Annotated in this window: 24 protein-coding genes and 1 pseudogene; 13 read left to right on the top strand and 12 right to left on the bottom strand. The window is 63.4% G+C overall.

Going from position 1 to position 25,714, the window contains the following annotated elements:
* The first annotated feature begins 2 nt into the window (after window positions 1-2).
* The 3 genes from J3485_RS22325 to J3485_RS22315 are packed head-to-tail and all read left to right on the top strand — an operon-like array spanning window position 3 to window position 3,709.
* Window positions 3-1,529: a CoA-acylating methylmalonate-semialdehyde dehydrogenase gene (locus tag J3485_RS22325; protein WP_206956488.1), complete on the top strand. Its 1,527-nt coding sequence runs from the start codon at window positions 3-5 to the stop codon at window positions 1,527-1,529.
* 34 nt (window positions 1,530-1,563) lie between these two features.
* Window positions 1,564-2,460 carry a 3-hydroxyisobutyrate dehydrogenase gene (gene mmsB / locus J3485_RS22320; protein ID WP_206956487.1) on the top strand — a complete coding sequence of 299 codons (897 nt, stop codon included), beginning with the start codon at window positions 1,564-1,566 and terminating at the stop codon, window positions 2,458-2,460.
* Window positions 2,461-2,506: 46 nt separating this feature from the next.
* Entirely contained in the window at window positions 2,507-3,709 is a 1,203-nt protein-coding gene (locus J3485_RS22315) for an enoyl-CoA hydratase/isomerase family protein (RefSeq protein ID WP_206956486.1), read from the top strand.
* A 23-nt stretch (window positions 3,710-3,732) separates the two neighbouring features.
* Here J3485_RS22315 and J3485_RS22310 read toward each other — a convergent pair whose 3' ends face one another.
* The gene (locus J3485_RS22310; protein WP_206956485.1) at window positions 3,733-4,455 is read right to left on the bottom strand and encodes an autoinducer binding domain-containing protein; all 723 of its coding nucleotides are present in this window, start codon (window positions 4,453-4,455) and stop codon (window positions 3,733-3,735) included.
* Between the two features lie 89 nt (window positions 4,456-4,544).
* Here J3485_RS22310 and J3485_RS22305 point away from each other — a divergent pair, with 89 nt between their 5' ends.
* The 4 genes from J3485_RS22305 (at window position 4,545) to J3485_RS22290 (ending at window position 7,929) form a co-directional block, all read left to right on the top strand.
* Entirely contained in the window at window positions 4,545-4,988 is a 444-nt protein-coding gene (locus J3485_RS22305) for a DUF4902 domain-containing protein (protein ID WP_206956484.1), read from the top strand.
* Between the two features lie 251 nt (window positions 4,989-5,239).
* Window positions 5,240-5,875 (top strand): acyl-homoserine-lactone synthase, encoded by a 636-nt coding sequence (locus J3485_RS22300; RefSeq protein ID WP_206956483.1) that lies wholly within the window; start codon window positions 5,240-5,242, stop codon window positions 5,873-5,875.
* Between the two features lie 40 nt (window positions 5,876-5,915).
* Window positions 5,916-6,929, top strand: coding sequence for a cytochrome P450 family protein (locus tag J3485_RS22295; RefSeq protein ID WP_206956482.1), 1,014 nt, complete (start codon window positions 5,916-5,918; stop codon window positions 6,927-6,929).
* 70 nt (window positions 6,930-6,999) lie between these two features.
* The gene (locus J3485_RS22290; RefSeq protein WP_206956481.1) at window positions 7,000-7,929 is read left to right on the top strand and encodes a hypothetical protein; all 930 of its coding nucleotides are present in this window, start codon (window positions 7,000-7,002) and stop codon (window positions 7,927-7,929) included.
* 64 nt (window positions 7,930-7,993) lie between these two features.
* Here J3485_RS22290 and J3485_RS22285 read toward each other — a convergent pair whose 3' ends face one another.
* The 3 genes from J3485_RS22285 to ribA form a co-directional block, all read right to left on the bottom strand.
* Window positions 7,994-8,725 carry a Fic/DOC family protein gene (locus J3485_RS22285; RefSeq protein WP_206956480.1) on the bottom strand — a complete coding sequence of 244 codons (732 nt, stop codon included), beginning with the start codon at window positions 8,723-8,725 and terminating at the stop codon, window positions 7,994-7,996.
* A complete protein-coding gene (locus tag J3485_RS22280; RefSeq protein ID WP_206956479.1) occupies window positions 8,679-9,383 on the bottom strand; it encodes a hypothetical protein in 705 nt (234 codons plus the stop codon). The genes J3485_RS22285 and J3485_RS22280 overlap by 47 nt, the downstream gene beginning before the upstream one ends.
* A gap of 410 nt (window positions 9,384-9,793) precedes the next feature.
* Window positions 9,794-10,435, bottom strand: coding sequence for a GTP cyclohydrolase II (ribA, locus tag J3485_RS22275; RefSeq protein WP_206958298.1), 642 nt, complete (start codon window positions 10,433-10,435; stop codon window positions 9,794-9,796).
* 213 nt (window positions 10,436-10,648) lie between these two features.
* Between ribA and J3485_RS22270 the strand changes: the two genes are divergently transcribed.
* Entirely contained in the window at window positions 10,649-11,125 is a 477-nt protein-coding gene (locus J3485_RS22270) for a CBS domain-containing protein (protein WP_206956478.1), read from the top strand.
* A gap of 652 nt (window positions 11,126-11,777) precedes the next feature.
* Window positions 11,778-12,485 carry a helix-turn-helix transcriptional regulator gene (locus J3485_RS22265; protein ID WP_206958296.1) on the top strand — a complete coding sequence of 236 codons (708 nt, stop codon included), beginning with the start codon at window positions 11,778-11,780 and terminating at the stop codon, window positions 12,483-12,485.
* On the opposite strand, the gene J3485_RS29075 is transcribed toward J3485_RS22265, so the two are convergent.
* Together J3485_RS29075 and J3485_RS22255 are read right to left on the bottom strand one after the other, a co-directional pair.
* Window positions 12,448-12,777: a helix-turn-helix domain-containing protein gene (locus J3485_RS29075; protein ID WP_242538888.1), complete on the bottom strand. Its 330-nt coding sequence runs from the start codon at window positions 12,775-12,777 to the stop codon at window positions 12,448-12,450. The two genes, J3485_RS22265 and J3485_RS29075, sit on opposite strands and share 38 nt — an antisense overlap.
* Before the next feature lie 154 nt (window positions 12,778-12,931).
* Window positions 12,932-13,966, bottom strand: coding sequence for an IS630 family transposase (locus J3485_RS22255; protein ID WP_206955957.1), 1,035 nt, complete (start codon window positions 13,964-13,966; stop codon window positions 12,932-12,934).
* Between J3485_RS22255 and J3485_RS22250 the strand changes: the two are divergent.
* A pseudogene (locus J3485_RS22250) lies at window positions 13,948-14,580 on the top strand (acyl-homoserine-lactone synthase); the annotation flags it as partial. The gene J3485_RS22255 and the pseudogene J3485_RS22250 sit on opposite strands and share 19 nt — an antisense overlap.
* A gap of 39 nt (window positions 14,581-14,619) precedes the next feature.
* Here the strand turns inward: J3485_RS22250 and J3485_RS22245 are convergent.
* On the bottom strand, window positions 14,620-15,267 hold the full coding sequence (locus tag J3485_RS22245; RefSeq protein WP_206956477.1) for a DNA-3-methyladenine glycosylase: 648 nt from the start codon (window positions 15,265-15,267) through the stop codon (window positions 14,620-14,622).
* A gap of 303 nt (window positions 15,268-15,570) precedes the next feature.
* Here J3485_RS22245 and J3485_RS22240 point away from each other — a divergent pair, with 303 nt between their 5' ends.
* On the top strand, window positions 15,571-16,425 hold the full coding sequence (locus J3485_RS22240) for a helix-turn-helix domain-containing protein (protein ID WP_206956476.1): 855 nt from the start codon (window positions 15,571-15,573) through the stop codon (window positions 16,423-16,425).
* Window positions 16,426-16,523: 98 nt separating this feature from the next.
* On the opposite strand, the gene amaB is transcribed toward J3485_RS22240, so the two are convergent.
* The 3 genes from amaB to J3485_RS22225 all read right to left on the bottom strand — a co-directional run bounded on the left by amaB (window position 16,524) and on the right by J3485_RS22225 (window position 20,505).
* Window positions 16,524-18,035, bottom strand: coding sequence for an L-piperidine-6-carboxylate dehydrogenase (gene amaB, locus J3485_RS22235; RefSeq protein ID WP_206956475.1), 1,512 nt, complete (start codon window positions 18,033-18,035; stop codon window positions 16,524-16,526).
* Between the two features lie 155 nt (window positions 18,036-18,190).
* Window positions 18,191-19,432 carry an aminotransferase-like domain-containing protein gene (locus J3485_RS22230; RefSeq protein WP_206956474.1) on the bottom strand — a complete coding sequence of 414 codons (1,242 nt, stop codon included), beginning with the start codon at window positions 19,430-19,432 and terminating at the stop codon, window positions 18,191-18,193.
* A gap of 53 nt (window positions 19,433-19,485) precedes the next feature.
* A complete protein-coding gene (locus J3485_RS22225; protein ID WP_206956473.1) occupies window positions 19,486-20,505 on the bottom strand; it encodes a DUF1338 domain-containing protein in 1,020 nt (339 codons plus the stop codon).
* Between the two features lie 197 nt (window positions 20,506-20,702).
* Here J3485_RS22225 and J3485_RS22220 point away from each other — a divergent pair, with 197 nt between their 5' ends.
* Window positions 20,703-21,626 carry a LysR substrate-binding domain-containing protein gene (locus tag J3485_RS22220; protein ID WP_206956472.1) on the top strand — a complete coding sequence of 308 codons (924 nt, stop codon included), beginning with the start codon at window positions 20,703-20,705 and terminating at the stop codon, window positions 21,624-21,626.
* A gap of 104 nt (window positions 21,627-21,730) precedes the next feature.
* Here the strand turns inward: J3485_RS22220 and gcvA are convergent, their stop codons facing one another.
* Window positions 21,731-22,597: a LysR family transcriptional regulator gene (gene gcvA / locus J3485_RS22215; protein WP_206956471.1), complete on the bottom strand. Its 867-nt coding sequence runs from the start codon at window positions 22,595-22,597 to the stop codon at window positions 21,731-21,733.
* Window positions 22,598-22,765: 168 nt separating this feature from the next.
* Here gcvA and J3485_RS22210 point away from each other — a divergent pair, with 168 nt between their 5' ends.
* Window positions 22,766-24,058: an NAD(P)/FAD-dependent oxidoreductase gene (locus tag J3485_RS22210; RefSeq protein ID WP_206956470.1), complete on the top strand. Its 1,293-nt coding sequence runs from the start codon at window positions 22,766-22,768 to the stop codon at window positions 24,056-24,058.
* Between the two features lie 110 nt (window positions 24,059-24,168).
* Here J3485_RS22210 and J3485_RS22205 read toward each other — a convergent pair whose 3' ends face one another.
* Complete coding sequence (locus J3485_RS22205) at window positions 24,169-25,488, bottom strand: hypothetical protein (RefSeq protein WP_206956469.1); 1,320 nt, start codon at window positions 25,486-25,488, stop codon at window positions 24,169-24,171.
* Window positions 25,489-25,714: the final 226 nt, after the last annotated feature.

Genomic DNA, 25,714 nt, shown 5'->3' with positions numbered 1-25,714 from the left:
CGATGAGCGCATCTTCCGCCGCCGGCGCGAGCCGCCCGACCGTCAAGCTGTTGATCAACGGCGAATTCGTCGAATCCGCCTCGACTGAATGGCGCGACGTCATCAATCCCGCCACGCAGGAAGTGCTCGCGCGCGTGCCGTTCGCGACGCGCGCCGAAGTCGATGCGGCCGTCGGTGCCGCGCACGCGGCGTTCGAGCAATGGAAGTCCACGCCGATTGCCGCTCGCGCGCGCATCATGCTGAAGTATCAAGCGCTGATCCGCGAGCATATGCCGCGCATCGCGAAGATCCTGACGGCCGAGCAAGGCAAGACACTGCCCGATGCCGAAGGCGATATCTTCCGCGGCCTCGAGGTGGTCGAGCACGCGGCGTCGATCGGCACGCTGCAACTGGGCGAGTTCGCCGAGAACGTCGCCTCGGGCGTCGACACCTACACGCTGCGCCAGCCGCTCGGCGTGTGCGCCGGCATCACGCCGTTCAACTTCCCGGCCATGATTCCGCTGTGGATGTTCCCGATGGCGATCGTGTGCGGCAATACGTTCGTCCTCAAGCCGTCCGAGCAAGATCCGCTCTCGACGATGGCACTCGTGGAACTCGCGCTCGAAGCCGGCGTGCCGCGCGGCGTGCTGAACGTCGTTCACGGCGGCAAGGAAGTGGTCGATGCGCTGTGCACGCACGAACAGATCAAGGCTGTCTCGTTCGTCGGCTCGACGGCTGTAGGCACGCACGTCTACACGCTGGCCAGCGAGCACGGCAAGCGCGTGCAATCGATGATGGGGGCGAAGAATCACGCCGTCGTGCTACCCGATGCCAATCGCGAACAGACGCTAAACGCGCTCGCCGGAGCGGGTTTTGGCGCAGCGGGCCAGCGCTGCATGGCCACGTCGGCCGTGGTGCTCGTGGGGGCGGCGCGCGACTGGCTGCCCGATCTCGTTGCGAAAGCAAAGACGCTCAAAGTCAACGCCGGCACCGAGCCGCAGACCGACATCGGCCCGGTCGTGTCGAGGGCCGCCAAGGATCGAATCTTGTCGCTGATCGGAAGGGGCGTCGAGGAAGGGGCAACGCTGCTGCTCGACGGCCGCGACGTAACCGTGCCCGGCTACGAACAAGGCAATTTCGTCGGCCCGACGATCTTTTCCGACGTGACGACGGAAATGACGATCTACCGCACGGAAATTTTCGGCCCGGTGCTCGTCGTACTGAACGTCGCGACGCTCGACGACGCGATTGCGCTGGTCAACCGCAATCCGTTCGGCAACGGCGTTGGCCTCTTCACGCAAAGCGGGGCGGCGGCGCGCAAGTTCCAGAGCGAAATCGACGTCGGGCAAGTCGGCATCAACATTCCGATTCCGGTGCCGGTGCCCTACTTCAGCTTTACGGGCTCGCGCGGCTCCAAGCTCGGCGACCTCGGCCCCTACGGCAAGCAGGTCGTCCAGTTCTACACGCAGACGAAAACCGTCACGTCGCGTTGGTTCGACGATGCCCCGTCGTCCGCCGATGGCGTCAACACGACGATCAGCCTGCGCTAACGCCCCCGATCGCACCGAACACGGAGACTTCGCCATGAAAATCGGATTCATCGGCCTGGGCAACATGGGCGCACCGATGGCGCGCAACTTGCTCAAGAACGGCCATTCGCTGCAAGCGTTCGACTTGAACGAGGCGGCGCTGCGCTCGCTGACCGATGCCGGCGCTACGGCCTGCGCATCGCCCAAGTCGGCGGCCACCGACGTCGAGCTCGTCATCACGATGCTGCCGGCCGCCGCGCACGTGCGCGGCGTATTGACCGGCGAGCAAGGCGTACTTGCCGGGATCGCACCGGGCGTGCCGATCGTCGATTCGAGCACGATCGACCCGGCCAGCGCACAAGCATTCGCCGAGCTTGCCGCCGCGAGCGGCAATGCATTCGCCGACGCGCCGGTCTCGGGCGGCACGGGCGGCGCCGCGGCCGGCACGCTGACGTTCATGGTCGGTGCGAGCGAAACGCTGTTCGCCGACATCAGCCCAGTACTCGGCGCAATGGGCAAGAACATCGTCCGCTGCGGCGACACCGGCATGGGCCAGGTGGCGAAGATCTGCAACAACCTGCTGCTCGCGATCACGATGACGGGCGTGGCCGAGGCCATGTCGCTCGGCGCCGCGCTCGGCATCGATCCGAAGGTATTGGCCGGCATTGTCAATACGTCGACGGGCCGCTGCTGGAGTTCGGACACGTACAACCCCTATCCGGGCATCGTCGAGACGGCCCCCGCGTCGCGCGGCTACACGGGCGGCTTCGGCGCCGATCTCATGCTCAAGGATCTGGGGCTGGCGGCGGAGGCGGCCCGCTCGGCCAAGCAGCCGATCTTCCTCGGAGCGCTAGCGCAACAGCTCTATCAGGCGATGAGCGCAAACGGCCAAGGCGGACTCGACTTCTCCGCCGTCATCTCGCTCTATCAACGTCGCGCCGCCAAGCAGTGAAACGCGGCGCGACCGCCCACGAAACGACCATGAAAGGAGTCAATGAATGAACGCACGTGTCGAACCCTCGCAAGCCGCTCGCGACGGCGTATCGGGCGCCACGCAACCGGCCGAGGGACGCGTGCTCTGTCACGTCGTCAACGGTGTCGCCATCCTGACGCTCGACCGGCCGCAAGCGCTCAATGCGCTCTCGCATGCCATGGTGCGCACGCTCTCGCAGCACCTCGAGCGCTGCCGTGAAGACAACGCGATCGTCGCGCTCGTGCTGCGCGGCAGCGGCGAAAAGGGACTGTGCGCGGGAGGTGACGTCCGCGCGCTCTATCACGCGGCGAATGCGGGCCTTGCCGAAGGCGAGGATGGCTGGCGCCAATTCTTTATCGACGAGTATCGGCTCGACTTCGCGCTGCACGCCTTTCCCAAACCGATCGTCGTGCTCGCCGACGGCATCGCGATGGGCGGCGGCATGGGTCTCGCCCAGGCCGCATCGCTGCGCATCGTCACCGAGCGCAGCAAGATCGCGATGCCCGAGACGCGCATCGGCTTCGTGCCCGACGTCGGCGCGACTCGCTTCCTGAGCGTGATGCCGGCTGAGCTTGCGCTCTACATCGGCCTCACGGGCGCGGTGCTATCGGGTGCCGACGCAGTGCGCTGCCGTCTCGCCGACGCCTGCGTGCCGAGCGAATGGCTGCGAGGCTTCGAAGCGCGCCTCGAAAGCCTGCCGCCGGACCAGGTAGGCGCGCGCCTGCGTGAAGCTTTCGTCCCGCAGTCGGCTCCGCTGCCGCCTGCGCAGATCGACGCGTTGCTGCCGGCCATCGAAAAGCATTTCGACGCGCGGCTGGCCGTAGACGAAATGGCCGCTTCGTTAGCGGCGGCGCTGATCTCGAACCCGCCGGCCGAGCTGCGCGCGTGGCTGCAAACGGCGCTCGATGCGCTGCACGGATATTCGCCGACGATGCTGCACGTCACGCGCGAGGCGATTGTGCGCGGACGACGGATCACGCTGGCCGATGCCTACCGGATGGAACTCGGGATCGTGTCTCGCGCGATCGAGGAAGGTGACTTTCTGGAGGGGGTACGCGCGCATTTGATCGACAAGGATCGCACGCCGTGCTGGCAGCCGGCCTCGCTGTCCGACGTTCGGCCCGAGCGTGTCGCGCATTTTCTGGCTTCGCCTTGGCCGAGCGCCCGGCATCCGCTCGCCGACCTCGGCGAGCTGCCGCCGCATCGTTCGTCGCAGTTGCCGTCGTAAGCGAACCCCTGGCCGGCCAAACGTCAGCACGACGCGATGAGACCCATCGCGATCGCCTTGACGACCGCCTGCACCTTGTTCGTGGCGTTCAGTTTCAACAGCACGTTGTTGACGTGAAAATTGACGGTCCGCTCCGAGATATTGAGGATTTGGCCGATCTCGCAAGCCGTCTTCCCCTCCCCGGTCCAACACAGCACCTCGCACTCGCGCGGCGTCAACACGACGCTCGCTTCGGGTGCGAGCCGCGGCACGAGAAATTCACTCATCAGCGAGTGCGAAAGATTGGCGAGCCAACTCGCTTGCAGCGTCAGCTCGTCGACCTCGGCGCTCGTGAGGGCGTCGGCATGGCGCGACATCGTCAGCAGGCCGTACACACCGTGCGCGGCCCAACTCGAATGCGCTACGCCCACGCGCAAACCGAAATCACGCGCGTCGGTCCATAAGCGCGGCGAGTTCGACGACGCCTCCGGCCAAACGATGAGCCGCGAGCTGGACATACCTTCGCGCACTGTCGGATCGATGTCGATGAAGTGATTTTCCTGATAGTGCTTCATCCACCCCGACGGATACGTATCGAAGATCGCAACCGACGGATTCGACACCGGTAGCGGCACTCGAATCCCGTAACAGCAATATTCGAAGCCGAGGCGCTTCGCGAACCCCGCGATCCGCTCGAACAATTGCCTCTCGTCGGATGCGGCGCGCAGTTGTTCGTAACTATCTTGCCAGCGCAACGGCGTATCCATGAATACCTCAAAAACGTAAATAAGACGGGACACAACGCTGTCATAGTTGCCAGGTCCCACGGTTGCGGCAGGCTGCTACAGTCGGGCGCATGAAACATCCTTCTACCATGCTGCCCGGCCAATCCGCCGACGGCTACGTCCGCCTGCAAGAACACGCACTTACCGAACTCCAACTCGTGCATGTCGACTCCGCGCTCGACGACGGCCTGCTCGAAGAGCTGCGCGCGGAAGGCATCGATGCAAGCAGCGCCGGCTACACGGAATGGCAACGCATGCGCGGTCCCGGCGCGGCCCACGTCACGCTTGGCTGGGATTGGTATACCGACCGCACGTCCGGAGCATTGGTCGTCGCCTGGGGCGACATTCGCAGCAACGTCATGTGCGTCGATCCGCGCGGCCTCGATCTCGGCATGGCCCGTACGACGCAAGCCCTGCTGCGACGCGTCGCCGGCCTGAACTGGCCGAACGCCGTTGCGCAAGCCGCTCTCGCCCCATGGGGCAGGCTGGCCGTACACGGTCCGACGCTTCAATAAGGCCGAGCGGAGCAGCCGCATCGGCCGGTCTACGCTCGATTGATCAGTACATTCATCCACAGGTCTCATTTATAAGCAAATCGTCGGCTCATTTCAATCTCATTATTAGTTTCGACTGATATGCCCTGAAGCGCCGCGACGCTTCGGGAGGGATAGTCACGCCCTTCGCCGTCCTGTCAAGGTTGACAGTTACCGCCCCTCGGAGCGCGCGCTGTAATGCGCTCATCAAAAAACGATAAGCGAGGGATTTCATGCGGACTTCTGTTCACGGCGACGGGCGCCTGCCCGAGGACCTCGATGCTGCACTCGCGCATTATCGGCACCGAGTCTTCGTCGAACAGTTGGGATGGAGCCTGCCGTGTGCCGACGACCGCTACGAGCGAGACCAATACGATCGCGATGACACCGTGTATGTCGTCGCTCATGACGAATCGGGGGCCATTTGCGGTTGTGCAAGGCTGTTGCCTACTACTCATCCTTATCTGTTGCAAGAGCTCTTCCCCTTCTTGCTGGCCGACGGCATGGTGCCGCCCCGGACCATGGGCGTATGGGAGTTGTCGCGCTTCGCCGCGAGCACGGCCGATGGCGCGTTCGGGGAGGATGCCGGCGTGTGGGCCGTTCGCCCGATGCTCGCCTCGGTGGTCGATTGCGCGGTGAAGTTCGGCGCGCGCCAACTGATCGGCGTGACGTTCCTCAGTATGGAACGGCTGTTCCGCCGCATCGGCGTGCATGCTCACCGGGCCGGGCCCGCGCAGCGTATCGACGGCCGCATGGTCGTTGCGTGTTGGATCGATCTGGATGTCCAAACGCTGGAAGCACTCGGCCTCGATTCATCCGTCCTTGCGCAACGCGACGGCTGCGAGCCGACCCTGCAAGCCTGCGCCTGAGCGCTCCGCGGCGCGCGCATCGCCGCTTGGAGAAGCGCTCATGAAGTCGCCCGCACTGCCCCCCGACACCCCGAGCGCGAATCGAGCGGACGGCCCCCCCGGATTACGGGGGATGGCGCGCGGCGAGCGCATATGCGACGAAGCGGTCGCAGCACTCGATACGCTCGGCACCGCTTGGCGAATCGAGATGTCCGCGCCTGTCCAGATCCTGTTGGCTCGCCTCGTCTGTCCGCGCTCGCATAGCGGGCACGAAGCGTTTCTCGCTTGGCTCGAGCAGGTCTGCACCGAGTCGACGTTCGCTGCATTGCTCGCTGAAGCCCGCCGCTTGGCGCTCGCGCGTCTGGGGCTGATTCGAGCACGTCAGCGCGCGAGCTTCGATATCGTTCAGGAAGTGGCGCAACCGCTATGGCCCGACGTGCTCGCGGCCTGGGCGGGGCTCGGCGATCAGCAGCGGCGCCGTCTCCATCACCTGGCGTGCGTATTGGGCGCCCTCGCCGAGCCGGACCAGCTCTGCCCCCGGCGCCTCGCTGGCCTCACGGTCGCACTCGACGAATTGCGCAGGATGTTCGTCCAAGCGTATCGGTATCCACGCTATACGCGTTGCGTGCCCAACCTGTTCGCCGCGCTCGAAACAGCCTGGCGGCCGCGGCTAGGCCCGATCCAAGACGAAGCGACGGCTGCCGCCACGCAACTGCTCCTGACGGGCAGCCGGGCAGCGAGCGAGTTGACGGGTCCGGCGATCGAGATGCTCCTCGCGCGACCTGCGCTCCTCGCTCGCCTGCGCGCAACGCCCTGCGCGGCGGCGTCTTTCGTCGACGATTTGCAGACAACGCTCGCGCAGCGGCGCGCGCGGCTGCATCGACCACCGACGTTCGATGCAGCCGCGTTCGCGTTGATGTCGAGGCCACTCGCCAGGATGCTGGCGCAGGCCGTCGTGGAAGCGTTGGTTGCCTCGCACGAGCGAGTCGGACGAGACAGACGCAGCCACGGGACACCCTTGCGCCGCGACGCCACGGCGCCGCTCGATCACCTTGCTTTACGCGTCGGCCTTTGATGTCGAAGGCTGGCATGCATGCCGGTCACGGTTGCCCCTCGGGCCTGTGTCCTATGGAAGGAGAAACACTATGTATACCTCTCGCGACGTGCCGCTTCCCGTTTCCGATGACGATTTCGCCGCATGGGCACGAATCGCCGTGAAGTATGCGGATCCCGCACGATCAATGCCGCTGTTGCGGCTCGATCGGCATGGACTGACCGTGGCTGTCCGCGACGATGCTGAGCTGCCGTCGATCGGCTTGCCGAGGCGGGCCTTGATCGTCGGCGATTCGGTGCCGCTATGCGAACTGAGGCTTGTCGCGCGTGCGGCGACTCGCGCCGAAGGGCACGCCATCACGGTGACGCTACAGCCGTCGCGCGCCGACGATCATGCCTTACTGTGGCAGGCGCTTTGCGCCTATCGCATCAACGGGGGCGCAGCGCCGTCGGGCGAGCGATCGGCCAGCGTCAAGGCGGGCGCGGATCAGCCCGATAGAGCACGTGCGCGGCAGGATGATGCCTCCGCCCGCTCCAAGGCACGATCGAGCACAGCAGCGTCGCGACGCGAAACAGTATCGATGGCGGCAAGCGCTGACGATCTACGCTATCGAGTAGCGTGCGACACGATCTTTACGGTGGCAAACCACGAAGACGCCTGCTTTTTTTCGCACTGGCTCGACTACCACTTCGCCGAGGTACGCGCACGAGCACGGATGAGCTGTGTCGCAGCGGACTTGCGAGAGATGCTCACGCGAGTGATCGACCATGAAGTCGAAGTTCGCTTCGTGTTCCACGCGGCCGATGACGTCGTTCGGGCATGCACCGAGGCAGCCTGCCGCTGGATCGCGGCCGAAGCGACACGCCAGTTGGGAATGACGGCGGAGCATTGGCTCGCCAATGCTTCGATTGCAGGCGGCTTGCCCACCTGCTGGCCCCAGCGTGCCGTCATGACCTCGCGAGCGGGAAGCTATTCGTTTTCGTCGAGTAGTGCATTGGCCTTGCGCAGCAAGCCCGCTTGATGAAACTTACGCCAAAACCTACGCCACAAATGCCGCAGAATTCCCCGCTGGCGCGGGACGCCGCTTAATTCTCCCCACGCGCACGCTTCAACTCGAGGTAGTTCTGGTTTGCCACAGGATCGTCCGCCCGGTATGCAACATTCGGAGCACTGCTGCCATCCTCTCCGTTGAGGCCGGGCAACGACATGAGATGGTCACGGAGATCACCGCCGACAATGGGAGCGACCACCAATGGCAGAAGATATGAGTCCAGGTGCTTGCCATGGGGATTTCCCAGTTCCCGAGTGAGCGCTTCCAAGTAATCGTCTTTCCGGGACGCATTCCAGTCAATGGCGAAGCCTGCGCGGTGGCAAAGCTCCGCATGGACGAGAAGCATGGTGCGACCGTTCCCGTCAAGAAAAGGATGCCCCCAGGCGAAAGCGCCCATTACCATGCCCGGTTTTCCGCACATCGTCATGGGATTATTGCCAGCCGACAGCCCCCATTCGACGGCCCGCTGACACAACTCCGAAGCTTCGAACTGTATTCGCTGCCCCTTCCCGACCAATCGTCCAACACCGAGACTATGGCGATCTTGGCCCGCCCACGGGTAGAACTCACTGAACAGGATCCGATGAACCTCAAGGAAGTGCACGTAGGCAATAGGCCCTTTGACTGCGTGAAGGTACGCCATTGCAGCCTCGAGGTTCGACTCGAAGAACCCGTGTTCGATGTACTTGAGCTCGTCCAGATCCTTGATGCCGTCAACGTTACGCAGGTAGCCCCTGGTTTCGTAGTCCCCGAACGGGTCGAACACGCTTGATCTCCCTTATGTGGTTCGCCATCAATCGGGCAAACTGCCGGCCGTTAATCCGCTCCTGCTTCTTGAGCGCAACCAGCAGTTTCCCCGTGAGATCGAGTTCGACATCGTCACCCGCGGCTCGCGTCACTGCTTCCGCGAAATCATCGAGGCCCGAGCGCCGGTATTGAATGCCGTAGGCTTGCGCGAGCTGCTCAACAAACTTGCCGACATTTCGGGTCGGCAGCTTGTCGACATCTGCTGGTAGCTTGGGCGCTACGCCCGTTCGCGGTCTTTCATGTTGACCGACATACCGCACCGTGACGTTGTCCCACCCAAGCTTGCGAGAAATCCGGCTCTTGCCCGTGTTAACCAGGCAAACGGAGCGATCGTTTTCGTGCGCAATTGTCACATCGAGCACCTCAACGCCCAGTTTCCCGAGTGCCTCACGCAACAGTACCTCATTACCAACGGCAGATCGTGCGTGGCCTTCCAGATTCAGACCCGTCTTGGCATAAACGCCCGCTCCAAGTCGAATGATGCGTCCATCGGCAACGAGATGCTGAAGCGCGGCGCTCAGGTGTGACGGACTCCCGAGACCAGCCAGTTCGCGTCGAAGCACGACGTTGCCCGAGCGCTTCTTCAACGACATCAAAAGCTTACTGTCCAGGTTCATCCGTCACCTCCAGATCCGGCGTACGAGGTTCCATTATAAACCAGATAAAAATCCTTATCCTACAATGGGTTACCGATGCAAATCTTGCCGAATTGACAGCATACTTCGCCGGCCGGATGATCCCTGCGGGCGTTTCAGACATGGATGCGGAAATCGCCAATCAGTCTAGCCTGCCGATGGGGAATCGAGCTCCCGTAAGGCGCGCCGCAAGACACGACTGCGCTCGCTGTTCGTGCTGCCGTTCGGTCCGGGTGGCTCGTCCAGCAATCGCTGGAGCAAAACCTTGAACTCAATGACGTATCCGCTGAATGAAAGCCGCCAAGGCTCCCCGGACGTCAGGCTGATGAGGAAAAGCGGCACCTCGCCCTGCTGGAAAGATCGGGCCGACCACTCGCAGCCCCAAATCCAAGCTATTCGTTCTCGTCGAAGTAGTGGCCGAACTTGAGCTGCTTCGTCCGAATGTACCGCTCGTTCTCGTCGCGTACAGGGATGGCGAGTGCAACACGCTCGCAGACCGGAATGCCGTGCTTCGAAAGCGAATCGAACTTCTCGGGATTGTTGCTCATTAACCGAACGGACGTGACGTTCAGTTCTCGCAGGATCGCCGCCGCCGAATCGTACTCGCGCGCATCGTCGGGCAAACCGAGTTCGAGGTTCGCCTCGACCGTGTCGAGCCCTTGCTCCTGCAGCGCATACGCACGGATCTTGTTCGACAACCCGATGCCGCGGCCTTCGTGTCCGCGCAGGTAGAGCAGCACCCCACGCCCTTCCGCGGCAATGTAGCGCAGCGCGAGGTCGAGCTGCTCGCCGCAATCGCAACGGTACGAGCCGAGCACATCGCCCGTCAGGCATTCAGAATGCAACCGCGTGAGCACCGACGCCTGCCCGTCCACCTCCCCCATCACCAACGCCAGATGCTCGACATCTCCCGCCTCGACACGAAAAGCGTACGACATGAACGTTCCGTACCGAGTGGGCAAAGTGGCCTTGGCGGCCAACGTGACGCATTGCGTGGTGCTTTCGCCGCCGGCTAGGGGCGGCTGGGATGGCATGGGCATGACTTCTCGAGAATGACGCATTGATGGTTCGCGCGCGCACCAACGGCGGTACGCGCACCGGAAGTTTAACGCGAATCGTCCGACGCGACCGGCCGCGCGCGCCGCATCGCACGTCGCTACCGCCTATACTGGGACATAGCCCGCTCGCCCGACGCGGTCGCGCGGCGGAGCCGATCCCCGCCCCCAAACGAGAAGACGGAGACTCTCATGCCCAACGTAGCGCAGATTCTCAAGTCGAAGCTGGATGACCCACAGGCCGCAAAAAGGATCGCCGAGCAGCCGGTCATCACGATCGACGCCGACGCATCGGTCTTCGAAGCCGTGAAAATGATGTCCCAGCATCAGATCGGCGCGCTGATCGTCACGGAGGGCAGCGAGCGAAAAATCGCGGGCATCATCACCGAGCGCGATTACGCCCGCAAAATCGTCTTGATGGACCGGTCGTCGAAATCGACGCGCGTCGCCGAAATCATGACCAAGCAAGTGCTGCACGTGCGCGTGACCGACACCACCGAGGCATGCATGGCCTTGATGACCGAGCACCGGATGCGCCATTTGCCGGTCATCGACAACGGCAGGTTGGTCGGTATGGTGTCGATCGGCGATCTCGTCAAAACGATCATCTCCGAGCAGCAGTTCACCATTCAGCAACTCGAGCACTACATCTCGGGCGTTCACACCTAACGCGCCCAAGCAGGGGACACAGGCGCTCGAGCAGCAGAACGCCGGCCCGAGCGCCTGCGCTTCGGTCACGAGCCGAAGGATCGATCCCGGCCTCTCGGCTCCCTCGCGCCGTCAACCGCACGCCATCCATCCAGCGATCACGATCGGTTTCATTTCCAGACGTCCCCATTCCAGGTTCATTCGCCCGGCACCGGTACCGAACGTCGAAATCGGCCTGCGCTTCGCGTAGAAACTCAAAAATACGGATTTTTGTTAATCACTCTTGCATTGATCGCAAATATCCCAATACCCTTCACATCATTCCCAACAACATTTAAATGCCCTGCCATCGGGGATGGAATCGGTTTATCTCATTCTCGAGCCGCCAAAAACGATCATCGATAATTTCAACGAGCGCACAAATATTCGGCATTGCAACTGAAATCGATCTCGCTCACCCCTTCGTCGAACTTCTATTCGAAAACCCATATTTTCAGCCATACAAGGTCCGGCAATCCTGAAAACAAGCGGATAACATTACTTACGTCTGATATGATTTCGCAAAAAACGGATGCACCCGAAAATTCATTAGGTAGATTGGGCGATTTACCTGTTTCGGGCAAGTAATATTTTCGACATGCGAGGACATATGTCACGCCAATTTATTGAACCGATGTCGCCGCTATGGCGAGCGACCGACGAGAAATCGTGGTTCGAGGCGCTTGCGTTGCTGGGGAGGAAATACGGCTTCGACCATACGTTATTTGCGGTCGTGCCGCGACCGGGCATGCGCTTCGCCGACGCTTACCTGCGGAGCACTTATGATGCGAGTTGGCGTCAGACCTACGACGAGCGAGCGTTGTTTCGCATCGATCCAACCGTCGCTCATTGTCTGACGCAAACGTCGCCGCTCATCTGGACATCATCTCACTTTGCCGAGCGCAGCCAGCAGGAGATGTACGAGGAGGCCTGCCATCACGGGCTTTGCACGGGCATTTCGCTGCCGATTCATGGCCCGAAGCAAGAGGTCGGCATGCTGTGTTTCGTGCGCAGCGACCAGGCGCCGCACTCGCTCGACGAAGCGCACGTGCAACGCACGCTGCCGATGCTGACGCTGCTGCGCGACGTCGCCTTCGATACGAGCCAGCGTTTCCTCGACGGCTACACCGAGCGGCTCGTACCGAAGCTGACGCCACGCGAGTACGAATGCTTGAAATGGACGGCGCAGGGAAAATCGACGTGGGAAATCGCCAAGATTTTCGGCTGCGCCGAAGCAACCGTGAATTTTCACATGACGAACATCCGTAGCAAATTCGGGGTAAGTTCGAGGAGCGCCGCGGCGGTCAAGGCGACCCGAATGGGGTTGATAGATCCTGATTGAGCAGTGCCGGCCGAAGCGCCGGCGCGCGCTTTTGCGAAACGCTGCGAATGTCTTCGTCCGAGATCCGCGCCTCGAAATAGAGTCTCAAGAGGATCATTACAGGTTTTGGGATATTGGCGCCAAGCTCGAAACGGCTACCACGCGATTGCGTAACACCAAAGCGGGCCCAGAAAGTTTTTTGACTTTCTTTCGCCTGCTTCCGGTAAGTCTGAACGAAGGTGCTGTTGATTTCGGTCCGAACCGGACGGGCCGCATCTTCGGTTTGCGGTTGACGAATATCGGCTGTGGACATGGCTTTCACCTGATGGGGGAACGTACTCGATACCCACATCATCCCAAGTGTCACCGAAGATTTGTACCTATCTTGCTTGACAGTTACAGCTAGCACGCAAACTGCATATGGTCGATGCCCCTTAGATGAGATACTAAGATTTCCGAAAGAAATGTCACATAGAGGCATATTGACATTCGGGCTGGCGAAAGAAGGACTTCACCAGCGCGGGCAACTTCTGGATGCGGCGCAGAGCACCGATAGCCAATCGCTTCATTTCGTCTTTGGACTGCACGAGACGTTTGGAGACGCTGCGCTTCACGTGCGCCCAAACTTGCTCGTCAGGGTTCAGGTGCGGCGAGTAAGGCGGCAGAAAGAACAGCTTCAGTCGTCCTTCCTGCGCCTTCACGAAATCCTGGACCAGCTTGGCCTTGTGAATCGGATGGCCGTCGACTACGAGGAACACCGGCTCGCGTGCGCCGAGCATCAGGCGAGTGAGAAACTCTGGGAAGACGACAGCGGTGACGGCTCCCTCATGCACCATGAAGCGGAACTCGCCCTGAGCACTGACCGCCGAAATCATGTTCAGCGAGAAACGCCTGCCTGTCGCTTCCACCACCGGCGTGCAGCCCTGCGGCGCCCATGTCGTGCCCGTGTGGTAATCCGAGCGAATGCCCGACTCATCGGCAAAGTAGATGCTCGCGCCAACGGCTCGTGCCTCGGCTCGAATCGCCGGGTAGGTTTCGAACTCCCACTGCCGAACGAGCGTCGCGTCCTGTTGCCACGCCTGATACAGGGGCTTTTGCACCGTGAAGCCCAACAGCTTCATGATGCGGCTCACCCCGGAAAGCGCCAGCTTTTTGCCGAACTGCCGCTCAATGAGCGCGGCAATCAGCGACAGCGTCCACAGCCCGAATTCGAACTTGAACTGCAGTGGAGTATTGTCTCGCACCGCTTGTGCCAGCCAGCGCATCTCTTCGGCATTGACCTTGGACGGCCGCCCCGGTATCGGCTTGGCCAGCAACGCGTTTTGACCGCCGTTGGCGAAATCGGCCAGCCAACGATACACGCTGCGTTCGTTCACCCCGTAGGCCGCCGCCACACTGGCCACGTCCTGCCCTTCGCGTATGGCCTTCACCGCTTGCTGGCGCATCGCCTGCAACGTCGCGTGGTCCAGTTTCCGGCCGTCCGATGTGCGTTTCGATTTCATGCACGTATTGTCTCATGTGTATGACAATACTTTCGAAAAACTTAGTAACAACCTGGGAGAGCGAGATGAATGCGAAGATCACGATCGATAAACAACATAGCTTCGATCTCGACGCACTGGCGCAGATGTATCGGCTGCGCGCCAAAGTTTTCGGCGAGCGGATGGGGTGGGAGGTCGCCGTATTATCGGGGATGGAAATCGACGATTACGATGCGCATTCGCCCTACTACATGCTCGTGCACGACGATTCGGGCATCGTATGTGGGTGTTGGCGTCTATTGCCGACGCAAGGGCCGTACATGTTGCGCGATACGTTTCCCCGGCTCCTGCATGGGCAGGAGGCCCCTTCGTCGTCGAAAACCTGGGAGCTGAGCCGCTTCGCGATCGTCTCGCGCGAGTGCGCGGGGTACGGCTTCGGCGAGTTGGCCCTCGATGCAATGCGAGCGGTCGTCACGTTTGCCGACCACCTCGACCTCACGAACTACGTGACCGTTACGACCACCGCGGTCGAGCGGCTGCTCGTGCGGGCTCGCATCGAAACGAGGCGCTTCGGCCCGCCGCTGCGGATCGGCAAGGTCAACGCAGTCGCCCTATCGATTGGCCTCGGCGAGCAAACTCACAAAGCGCTGTTCGGGGGTGCGAAGCTGCGCCGCTCAGCGCACGAGGGGCTCGAGCAATCGCTTAGGACCACTGACGAAAGGGCTGCCCGGCTCGTAAAACCGCAGCAACTCGTGCATTTCGCGCGAGAGGCCGATGCGCTTGGCGGCCGCGACGCGTGCAAACGGCGCGTCGTCGCCGTTTAGACGTCCGATCCAAAGCGAGCTGCCGCCGCATAGGTCGACGCCGTCCCATTCAGGGCCTATCGCGAAGGCCGCGCACAGTCGCCCCGGCCCGCGCGCGAGATCAGCGTACTTCACCGCAGGCCGCCGCCGTGTCATGAGCGGCACGCCGTCCAGCGGCTCGGCGGCGCGAAACAGCACGGCGGCCCCCTCTCCCTCCGGCTCCGACGACATATTGATCGTGTACGAGGCGCCGTAGACGAGCCGCATGTACGCATGGCCCGGCGCGCGAAACAACGCCGCGTTGTAGGGGCGCAGGCCGCGGTAGGCGTAACTCGTCGAATCGCCGATCGGATACGCTTCGGTTTCGACGATACGCCCGCTCACGCGGCCCTCGGGTGAATCGTGCACGAGACACTTGCCGACCATGAAGCGCGCAAGCTCGACGGTATCGACGGGCAGGTCCTCGCGAGCGAGCGGCACGATGGAGTAGAGGGACGTGTCCACGTCGATCGGCAGCATCGTTAGCGCGCCTCGTTGCAATGACGGTCAAACCACGCGCAAAACCGCTTCATAGGGTTTTCTCCAATCGGATAAGGGGGCCTCGCCCGGAAGCGGCCGGATCGGGCATTTGCCGATTGCTTCGCGCCTCGGCGTTGACTACCAGTAACGAACGTAACCTGTCGATACATATTTGGCGCAGGCACGTAGCGCGTTGCCCGTTAAAATACGCCCGCCTCCTTATTTTTGCCGCCGCCGCACGATTTCGCGCCTCGACGGCTTCGTTCCGTGACCACCACCGACGCCGCCGCGCCATGAAGCAGTATGACCACTGAAGCCACCTTAGCGGACTCTCTCGCCGTTGCCGACCGCGTGCGCGCATTGATGGTTCGCCATGGTATCGGCAAGCGGCAGCAGACCACCGAGCTTTGCCGCATCCTCGATCTGAGCTTTTCCCAAGGGCACCGCAAATTGCGCGGCAGCAGCCCGTGGACGCTTGCGCAGATTCGCAAGGTAGCGGAAGCGTTCGGCGAGCCGCCGACGCAATTATTCGCCACGCAGGAGAATGGGCTCGGCGTCACCGGCACGCAGCCGCGCGAGGCAATGCTCAACGTCGGCGCGTTCGAAGGGCCCTGCATCGCCTGGATCGGCGAGGCGCTCGGCCCCTACGAGCGTGCCGAATTCGTCGCCTACGGAGAAGGCAACCGCTGGCGCATCGTCCGCTGCGACGGCACGCCCGGCGAACACGCGCACGAAGTACTCAAGATCGAAATTCATCCGCGCCGAGGCGAAGCCCAGCGCGCGACGGTTGCCGTCGTCGACGCCGATCGCGCCGCCGCTGAAGCGCTTAACGACTACCTCGTGCAAAACGGCTTCGCGGCCACCGCTTACGATCGCCTCTCCGCGTTTATCGACGCGCTTCAAACGCAAACGTTTGACGCGGTCGTCACCGACTGGCTCTTCGACGAGCACACGGCAGCAACGGCCATCGAGGCGGTGCGCCGCTCGCCGCAACCCGATGCGCCGATCTTTCTGCTGACGGGCGATCTCCTGAGCGGCAAGGCGAGCGAGTCTGAGATCAGCGAAGTCATCCGCCGCTTCGATGTGGCTTGCTACGAAAAGCCGGCACGCCTCGCGATTCTCGTCGCTGACCTCTCGAAGCGCCTGGGCCGAGCGTAAGGATGCACCCCGCTGGCAGCACCTGGCACCCGGGCTGCCGGCGATAATCGATCGCCCCAGCGCGATCATCGCCGGGGCTCGAGACAGAAAGCGCTCGCTCAAACGTCGAATTTCACGCCTTGCGCGAGCGGCAGCTCGCGGCTGTAGTTGATCGTGTTCGTCGCTCGGCGCATATAGCTCTTCCAGGCGTCGGAGCCTGATTCGCGGCCGCCACCCGTTTCCTTTTCGCCGCCGAATGCCCCGCCGATTTCGGCGCCGCTCGTGCCGATGTTCACGTTGACGATCCCGCAATCGCTGCCGGCCGCCGACATGAACTGCTCGGCCTCGCGCACGTCGTTCGTGAAAATCGCCGACGACAACCCCTGCGGCACCGCATTGTGCACGGCGAGCGCCTGCTCGAAGTCGTCGTACACGAGCACGTAGAGGATCGGCGCGAACGTTTCGCGTTCGACGATGGCCGTCTGGGCCGGCATCCGCACGATGGCGGGGCGCACGTAGTAAGCGCCGTCGCGGCCGACGTCGACGCGCTCGCCGCCCGTCACGTGTCCGCCGTCCTTGCACGCCTGTGCGAGCGCCGTCTGCATGGCGTCGAACGAGCCGCGATCGATCAGCGGACCGACGAGCGTATCTGCATCGAGCGGATCGCCAACCTTGACCGATGCGAATGCCTTTTCAAGACGCGGCAGCAGCGTATCGGCGACGCTGCGATGCACGATCAACCGGCGCAGCGTCGTGCAGCGCTGGCCCGCCGTGCCGACGGCCGCGAACGTGACGGCGCGCACCACGAGGTCGAGATCGGCGCTCGGCGCGACGATCATGCCGTTGTTGCCGCCGAGCTCGAGAATGCTGCGCGCGAGCCGCTTGCTGAGCGTCTGTGCCACCTCGATGCCCATTCGCACGCTGCCCGTCGCGCTCACGAGCGGCACTTTGTGCGAATGCGTCAGCGCTTCGCCCACCTCGCGGCCACCGATGATCAATTGCGACAGCCCTTCGGGCGCGACGCCCGGGTGCACCTTGTCGAATTCGCGGACGGCTTGCGCGAACAACGCTTGACAAGCGATGGCCGTGAGCGGCGTCTTCTCCGACGGTTTCCAAACGATCGGATCGCCGCACACGAAAGCGAGCGCGGCATTCCAGGCCCATACGGCCACCGGGAAGTTGAACGCCGAGATCACGCCGCAGACACCGAGCGGATGCCATGTTTCCATCATCCGGTGGCCCGGACGCTCCGACGCGATCGTCAGACCGTAGAGCTGGCGGGACAGCCCGACCGCGAAATCGCAGATGTCGATCATTTCCTGCACTTCGCCTAGCCCTTCCGAGCGGATCTTGCCCGCTTCGAGGGTCACGAGCCGGCCGAGCGCGTCCTTATGTTCGCGCAGCACGTTGCCGAAAACACGCACGAGTTCGCCGCGTAGCGGCGCCGGCACGGTGCGCCACTTCAGAAAGGCGGCGTGGGCGGCATCGATCTTGCGCTCGGCAGCGGCGGCCGAATCGACGGCCAGCGTCGCGAGCGTCGCGCCGTCGCGCGGCGAACGAGCCGTCAAGGCATCGCCCTTCCAAGCGGAAAGGTCGACGTTGAGCGCTGCGAGAATGTCGTTGACTACCATCACGTCCTCTTAGTGTCGAGTTACATCGTCAAAATTTGTCCGGAGCCATTCATCCGCCCGCACACGGCACGCAGCATGAAATTGCCCTCGATCCGGCGATTGAAACGCGTTCACGCCACCTATGCAAGCGGGCGCGCTACGCTTGCATCGGCCCCTTAAGCTTGCGCCAGCGCCGACGCGAGCCGGCGCGCGCCTTCGAACGCCTCGGCTTCGCTCGGCGCCGCGAACGACAAGCGCAAGCTGCTTGCATCCGGCTCGCGCACGAAAAACGCTGGGCCCGGAACGAACATCACATTGCGCTCGATGGCGCGCTTGAGCACCTCGCCGGCGTCGCGCCCGCCAGTCAATCTCGCCCAGACGAACATGCCGCCTTCGGGTGCGGTGAACGCGATCTCGCCCGGCGCAAAATGCCCAAGGGCCTTGACGAGCGCCTCGCAACGCGAGCGATAAGCCCCGACGATCGATCGCAGGTGCAACCCCAAGCTGCCGCTGTCCAGATAATGGCGCGCCGTCTCCTGCGCGAGCGGTGAGGTGCATAAATCGCTCGTTTGCTTTGCAACGATCATTCTGCGCGCAATGGGCGCGGGCGCAATCGCCCAACCGATCCGCAAACCCGGCGCGACGATCTTGGACAGGCTGCCGAAATAAACCACCCAGTCGCGCGCTCCGGGACATGCGTCGGCCAATGCGCGCATCGGCGGTACCGGCGTGCCCGAAAAGCGCAACTCGCCGTACGGATCGTCTTCGACGAGCACGATGCGCCGCGCCGCCGCCAGCCGCACGAGGGCTTCACGCCTCGCGTGGGACAGCGTCGCCCCGGTCGGGTTTGCAAACGTGGGGACGGTATAGAGCAGCTTCGGCTTGGGCGCCGCGGGCCATGCATCGAGTTGGGCGGCGAGCGCGTCCACGTCGATCCCGTCGCGATCGGTCCGAACCGGGACGATGTTCGCGCCCGCGAGCCGCAGCGCCTGGATCGCGGCGGGATAAGCCGGCTCTTCGATCAGCGCCGTATCGCCCGGAGCGATCAGTGTGCGCAGCAGCAAATCGAACCCCTGCTGCGAGCCCGTCGTCACCACGATATCGTCGGCGTTGCAAGCAACGCCGCGCGTGCCCATGAGCCGGGCAAGCGATCCACGCAAAGCCGGCGTGCCGGCCGTATCGCCGTATTGCAAACATGCAATCGGATCGCTGCGGTAGGCCGCATCGAGCGCGTGTGCGAAGCCGTCGCGATCGAACAAATCCTTCGACGGATACCCGCCCGCGAACGAAATCATGCCCGGACGGCCGACGTACTTGAACAGCTCGCGGATCGGCGAGCCCTGCGGCGCACGAAACGGCGCGGCAAATTCGTACGCATCGTCTCGCGTGTCGGAACTTGTCGTATCGGCAGAAGCCATCGCACTCCTCTCCGCTCGATCTCGCACGATGGGCACGACCTCGCGCATGGCCATCACGCTGCCGCGGTCATTTTGAAGATGCCGGTCGCGTTGCCTGCATCGAAGCCCAGATCCAGCGCCACGCGCCCTGTTTCCGCGTCGACGTAGGTGTCGCGCGTGATGAATTCATAGAACGAACCTGGCACTTCGCGGCGCACTTCGCTGCCGTCGTCGCCGAGAAAAACACGCACGACCGGATCGGCTTGAAACGCCGTCTGCTTGACACGGCCCGATTTCGACACTTCAACGTGCTCTTTGATGGGCCGGCCCAGTTCGCGCTGCGCATCCGCCACCGCGAACACGTCGGACACGCGGTCGGTTGCATGGTTGAAGGCGTTGCCTTCCGTAGCGATCCACGCCATTTCAGCCGATTCGGCAAGCAACGTGAGATAGTCGGCGAGACGAGGCACCGCATGCTGGCGATCGAAGCAGCGTATGAGGATCGGCAGCAGCGCGCAGGCATCGGCGAGCGGCAAGGCCGCATCGCGCTCGAGTTCGGCGAGCCATGCGACGGCCCGCGGCGTCAACGGGTCCGCCGACGAACCGACGACGTTCGTGACAGCCTGCTGGAGTGCGCTAGAAAAGCGCTCGGGGTGCAACTCGCTGACGAAAAACTGCGCGATGTGCTCGGGCGCATCGAGATGCGCGTACGAGCGCCCGGTCATCTTGATTCGATCGAGCGGATAGGTGCCGTTCAAACGATAGCCGAGCGGCTTGAGGATGCGCGTGAATGCGGCTTCACCCGGAGGCAACGCGCCGCAGTGCGGCCAGCGCACGGTGCGAAGCGCACCGTGATCGAACTGTACCCGCCCATCCTCGCGAGCGACGCCGTCGGTATAGGCGCGCCCCGTCGGGACGCGATCGAGCAGCCCGGCGAAAAGCGCCATGTTGAGCGCCTGCGCAAGCTCGGCGCGTGTCACGATGCCGGCCTCCCAGCGTTCCATCGAGGGCGGCACATTCATCAATGTCACTAACTGCTGGGCGGCGCCTGATCCGCAGGCGGCTGCGAGCATTGCGTCGAGATTGCCGTTCATTGCATCGTTTCCGTTTTTGTGAGGTGCAGCGCATTCCGTGACAAGGCACATCGGCCTATTCCATGCGCACCCGTTCCCGTTGATCAGATTGATTGTCGTCGCCTGCCCTCCAGCCGACAATTGATTTAAACTCACCACTTCATTCGCAAAAATCACCAACTTGCCGCCGGAAGCCTGTTCCCGGCGCAACCCCAACGATGAGAAAAGGCATCCCCAATCTCGCCGCGCTGCAGGTTTTCGAAGCGGCGGCACGCCACGAAAGCTTCACCCGCGCGGCCGACGAACTCGCGCTCACGCAAAGTGCCGTCTGCCGGCAAGTCGCCTCGCTCGAGAACCGGCTCGGCGTCGCCTTGTTCCTGCGAATCAAGAAGCGGGTCGTGCTGACGCCGCACGGACGCCACTATGCCGCGCAGATCCGCAAGAGCCTCGAGCGCATCGAGCGCGATACGCTCGAGCTGATGGCGCAACGCGGGGTCGGCCGCGTGCTCGAACTCGCCGTCGTACCGACGTTCGCAAGTCAATGGCTGATTCCGCGCCTGCCGCGGTTCCGAGCGCTGCGGCCCGACATTACGGTCAACCTCTCGATCCGCACGGAGCCGTTTCTGTTCAGCGATTCGCCGTTCGACGCCGCCGTCTACTTTGGTCGAGCGGTATGGCCCGGCACGCAAGGCACGCTGCTCTTTCGCGAAGGCCATGCGGTGCCGGTCTGCAGCCCGGCATTGATGGCCGATTGCGCGCCGCTCACGCGCGAACGCTTGGTCGACATGCCGCTCCTGCACCTATCGACGCGGCCCGACGCGTGGCGCGAGTGGTTTCGCGCGCACGGTTTCGGCGACGACGCCCGCGCCGTACGCGGGCCGCGCTACGAACTGTTCACGATGCTGGCGAGCGCCGCGCTGGCCGGCATGGGTGTCGCGCTGATGCCGGAAATCCTGATCGCCGACGAACTCGCTTCAGGACGGCTTGCCGTCGCGCTCGACATGCCGCTCGCGAGCGACGCCGGCTACTACCTCGTCGCCCCCGACGCGGGCGCGAACGACGAGCCGTTCGTTGCCCTCTCGCAATGGCTTGCTTCGCTCGTGCCCGTCGTGCCGCAGGCGTCAGATGCGTCGCGCCCGTGACAGCGACGCGCCTGCCAGGGCCTGTTCACGCAAATCACGGGCTTGCGCCGGCCCTTTCGATGGCCGGCGCCGCGAACGATCTTCGAAAGCGTGGCGAACGCGCCCTAAGCCGCCGCCTCCGACACGATCCAATCGCGAAACGCCTGCATCGCCGGCGACATCCGCTTCGATTTGAGCCAGGTAAGCCAGTAGCTGCCGGTGTTGACCTCGACATCGAACACGCGCACGAGGCGTCCCGCCTGAAGCTCCCGCTCGAACATGCGTGCGGGCGCGAGCGCCACCCCGGCGCCTTGCATCGCCGCCTCGACCATCAGGCGCGACGAATCGAATACGGGGCCGCGTATCGCTCCCGCCGACAGATCCGCCGCGGCAAACCAGAGCGCCCATTCGTCGGCGCGGTAAGAGCGCAGCAGCGTTTCGGCTGCGAGATCGCGCGGCACGCGCAGGCGCTTGGCCAAATCGGGGGCGCACAATGCGGTGAGCGGCGCATCGAGCAATGCCGCGGCTTGCGTGCCGGGCCAATTGCCGTCGCCGAAACGGATCGCGAAATCGAGGCCTTCGGCCGCGAAATCGACGAGATTGTTGTGCGTCAGCAGTCGCAATTCAATGAACGGATGGGCCGCGCGAAACCGATTCAGACGCGGCATGAGCCAGCCCACGGCAAACGTGCCGACCACCCCGACCGTCAACACCTCATGGAAATGGCCGCCTTCGAACTGCTTGAGCACCGCGTCGATGCGGCCGAATGCGTCGGAGAGGACGGGCAGCAACGCTTGCCCCTCGTCCGTCATCCCCAGCCCGCGCGGCAACCGCTTGAACAGTTGAGCGCCGAGCCGCTCCTCGAGCGCGCGGACTTGCTGGCTGACGGCGGCCTGCGTCACGTTCATCTCGCGCGCGGCGCGGGTAAAGCTCAGATGGCGGGCCGACGATTCGAATGCTCGCAGAGCATTGAGCGGCAGATGTCTGGCCATACACGAAGATCCATAAGAAATAGTTTTGTGTCTGAAAAATTATCGTCGATTGTCGCTGACCGCAGAAACGACGATATTCATCGCTCTTTCAACGGAGCGAATGAGAACACGCGATTGCGAAGGTAGCCTGGACAATCACGCGAAACCTGGCATAACAAGGAATACCCAATGCGAACGGCAGCATCGAGCTTTTACGAAGCCACGGTCGAGCGGACGGAACGTCCCTCGCTGGCAGCCATGCGCGAGGAGGCGGCCGTGTGCATCGTCGGCGGCGGCTTTGCCGGACTCGCGACGGCGCTCGGCCTCGTGGAACGTGGTATGCGCAACGTCGTCATTCTCGAGGCGGAGCGCGTGGGTTTCGGTGCGTCCGGTCGAAACGGCGGCTTCGTCTTCGGCGGCTATAGCCTCGATTGTGCCGACCTGCTGCGCGCGCTCGGCCCGCGGGACGCGCGATCGCTCTATCGGCTGACGCTCGACGCCGTCGAGTTGATCGGCAAGCGCATCGCGCGTTACGAAATCGACTGCGACGTCGTGAATGCCGGCGTCATCCTGGCCGATTGGTTCGGCCGCCCCGGCAGCCTCGCCGCTCAGCGCGAATTGATGCGCACGTCGTTCGGTGTCGAATGGGAGCCTATTTCGAAAAGCGCGCTGAGCGATCGATTGAAAACCGACCGCTATCACGGCGGCCTGCTCGAGCGGCACGGCTTTCATTTCCATCCGCTCAAATACGCGCTCGGAATCGCAAAGACCCTAATGGACGCCGGGGTGCGTATCTACGAACGCAGCGCGGCACTGCGCCTCGAACATGAGCGCGAGCACGATCGATATTTGATTAGTACACCTAACGGATCGATCGAAGCGCGGCACGTCGTCATGGCTGGAGGTGCATATGCGCGCGGCGTCTATCGCCCTGTCGAGCGCGCCGTGTTGCCGATCGCCACGTACGTCGTGACGACCGAGCCGCTCGATGCAGGCCTGAAGGAAGCGATCGATTGCGCCGCGGCTGTCTACGATACGCGCTTCGCGTTCGATTATTACCGGCCCCTTCCCGACACGCGCATACTCTGGGGCGGGCGCATTTCGATCTTCGAACGCAATCCGCGCGTGATCGCCACGTTGTTGACGCGCGATTTGCTGCGCGTCTATCCGCAATTGAAGGGCGTCAAGCTCGACTATGCATGGGGCGGCATGATGAGCTATGCGCGGCACAAGATGCCCCAGATCGGGCGAGGCAGCGACGGGGTCTGGCATGCGGTGGGCTTCGGCGGACACGGCGTCGCGCCCACGACCGCCGCCGGCGAACTGCTCGCAGCCGCGATCGCCGAAGCGCGGCCAATCCCAGCGCCTTTCTCGCGCTTTGGCCTTGAGTCGACGCACGGGCTGCTCGGGCTCGCCGCAGCCGAATTGACCTACCTGACGAAAATCGCCACGGACGCGATCGCCGAGCGCGTGCATCGGTAAGCGCAGGCACCTATTCATCGTCTCGATCGGCGGCATTTCACGAGATCATGAAATCGCTCCAACGCCGATAATTACACCGACTCGATGCGTTCGCGTTACTGCGCGGCCGACTACTGCACCATCGGCACTGCGACGTTGTCCGGCCCCGGGCCGGCCGGCGTCGTCGCCGCGCCCGACTCGACGATCGCTCGGTCCACGAGCGCCTTCGCCTCGGTGCTGCTGGCATCGATCGCGAGCGCCTTGCCCGCGTTGTGCCACACGCAATTCCAACGCGATGCTACGACGCACGCGCGTGCCGCACCCAATGACGCATCGCGTTGCTGCTCGCGCGAGACGAGCTGATCGCGCAACGCAAGTGCATCGCCGTTATTCGGATCGGCCGCCAACGCGCTCGCCAGCGACGCGCGCGCGCCTCGGAGATCGCTTTTTGCAAACCGCACTTGCGCACTGTCCAACGCGCGCACGAACGCGGCATGCCCGGTCCGCGCCTCCCTCGGTTGCGGTTGCGATTTCGGTTTCGCTTGCGTGATCGCCGCATCGCCTTCGAATGCGCGCGCGTTGGCTTCGCGTGCATAGCCGTGCGCGTGCCTGTTCCACTTGCCCTGCTCGTCAACACCACTGGGCTGCACCTGAACCGGAGCGACCGGGGGCGGCAGCGACGCAATGGCCGTGTTGGGCGACATCGGCGTGCCGGCCTTCGGCGCGGGCGCTGTATTGTTCAACGTCACATCGCTCGGTGGCACGCTATTCGCTCGCGCGGCGGCATCGTTCGATGAGGGTGCCTGCACAGCGCCGTTGCCGTTCGCGAACGGTGCCGGCGGCTGCAGCGCGCCACCGTTCGTCGGCGCTGCGAATGTCGCGGCATTGTCCTCGTTCGACCCAATCGCGCCTTCCACGGATTTCGATGCGCTCTGCTGCGATACGGACGAAGACATCGACGAAGACACTGACGAAGTATCGTCGCGCCGATGCACGAGTACCGCGCCGCCGTAAAGGAGGACGAAAGCGGCGACGACCAACCCTGTTCCGCCTTTGAGCCCCCATTGACGCGTTCCGCGAAATGCGCCCGCGTGAACTTCGCCATAAGGATCGCCGTCGGGCGATGCAAACAAGGGAGTGGGCGGCCCGGGCCACGGCGGATCCAGATCGCCCTCGAAATCGTAGACGGGCACCGTGGGCTCAGCGCGCACCGATGCCGCCGCAGCCGCGCTGTACGGCTCGCGCCGGGCGGAGCCAGCGTGCGCGGCAGGCCCACCGCGCTCGACAAAGCCCGCACGCTCGGCACTGCTTGCATGCGGCGCATCGCCGGTCAACGCGAAACGCGCATGCGCGCCGCAGTGGGGGCAGAAGGCAACGGGTTCCGAAATCCGGCCGCCACAGCGGGCGCATGCTGTCGGAAATTTCGGCTCGTGAGCGGTTTGATCGCGCATATCCGCACTCCTAATGTGCGGACGACGCAAACGTTGCGCCTCGCTTCGAATAAGCGCTCGTCGGCGCGAGCGCGATTAACCGCCCGATTCGATGGGAAAGCTTAACCATGACATCGACTGATCGAATCGAACAAGTGGCCCACTATCATTCACCCGCTCCTATGCGTCAAGACGAAGTCGCGAATTCGCGCCAGCCAAATCCGCCAGAAGTTCGTAGATCCATGCC

Source organism: Trinickia acidisoli (assembly GCF_017315725.1).
Taxonomy (GTDB): Bacteria; Pseudomonadota; Gammaproteobacteria; order Burkholderiales; family Burkholderiaceae; genus Trinickia; species Trinickia acidisoli.
The sequence above is the reverse complement of the archived record's forward strand: the minus strand, read 5'-3'. Positions and strand labels throughout refer to the sequence as shown.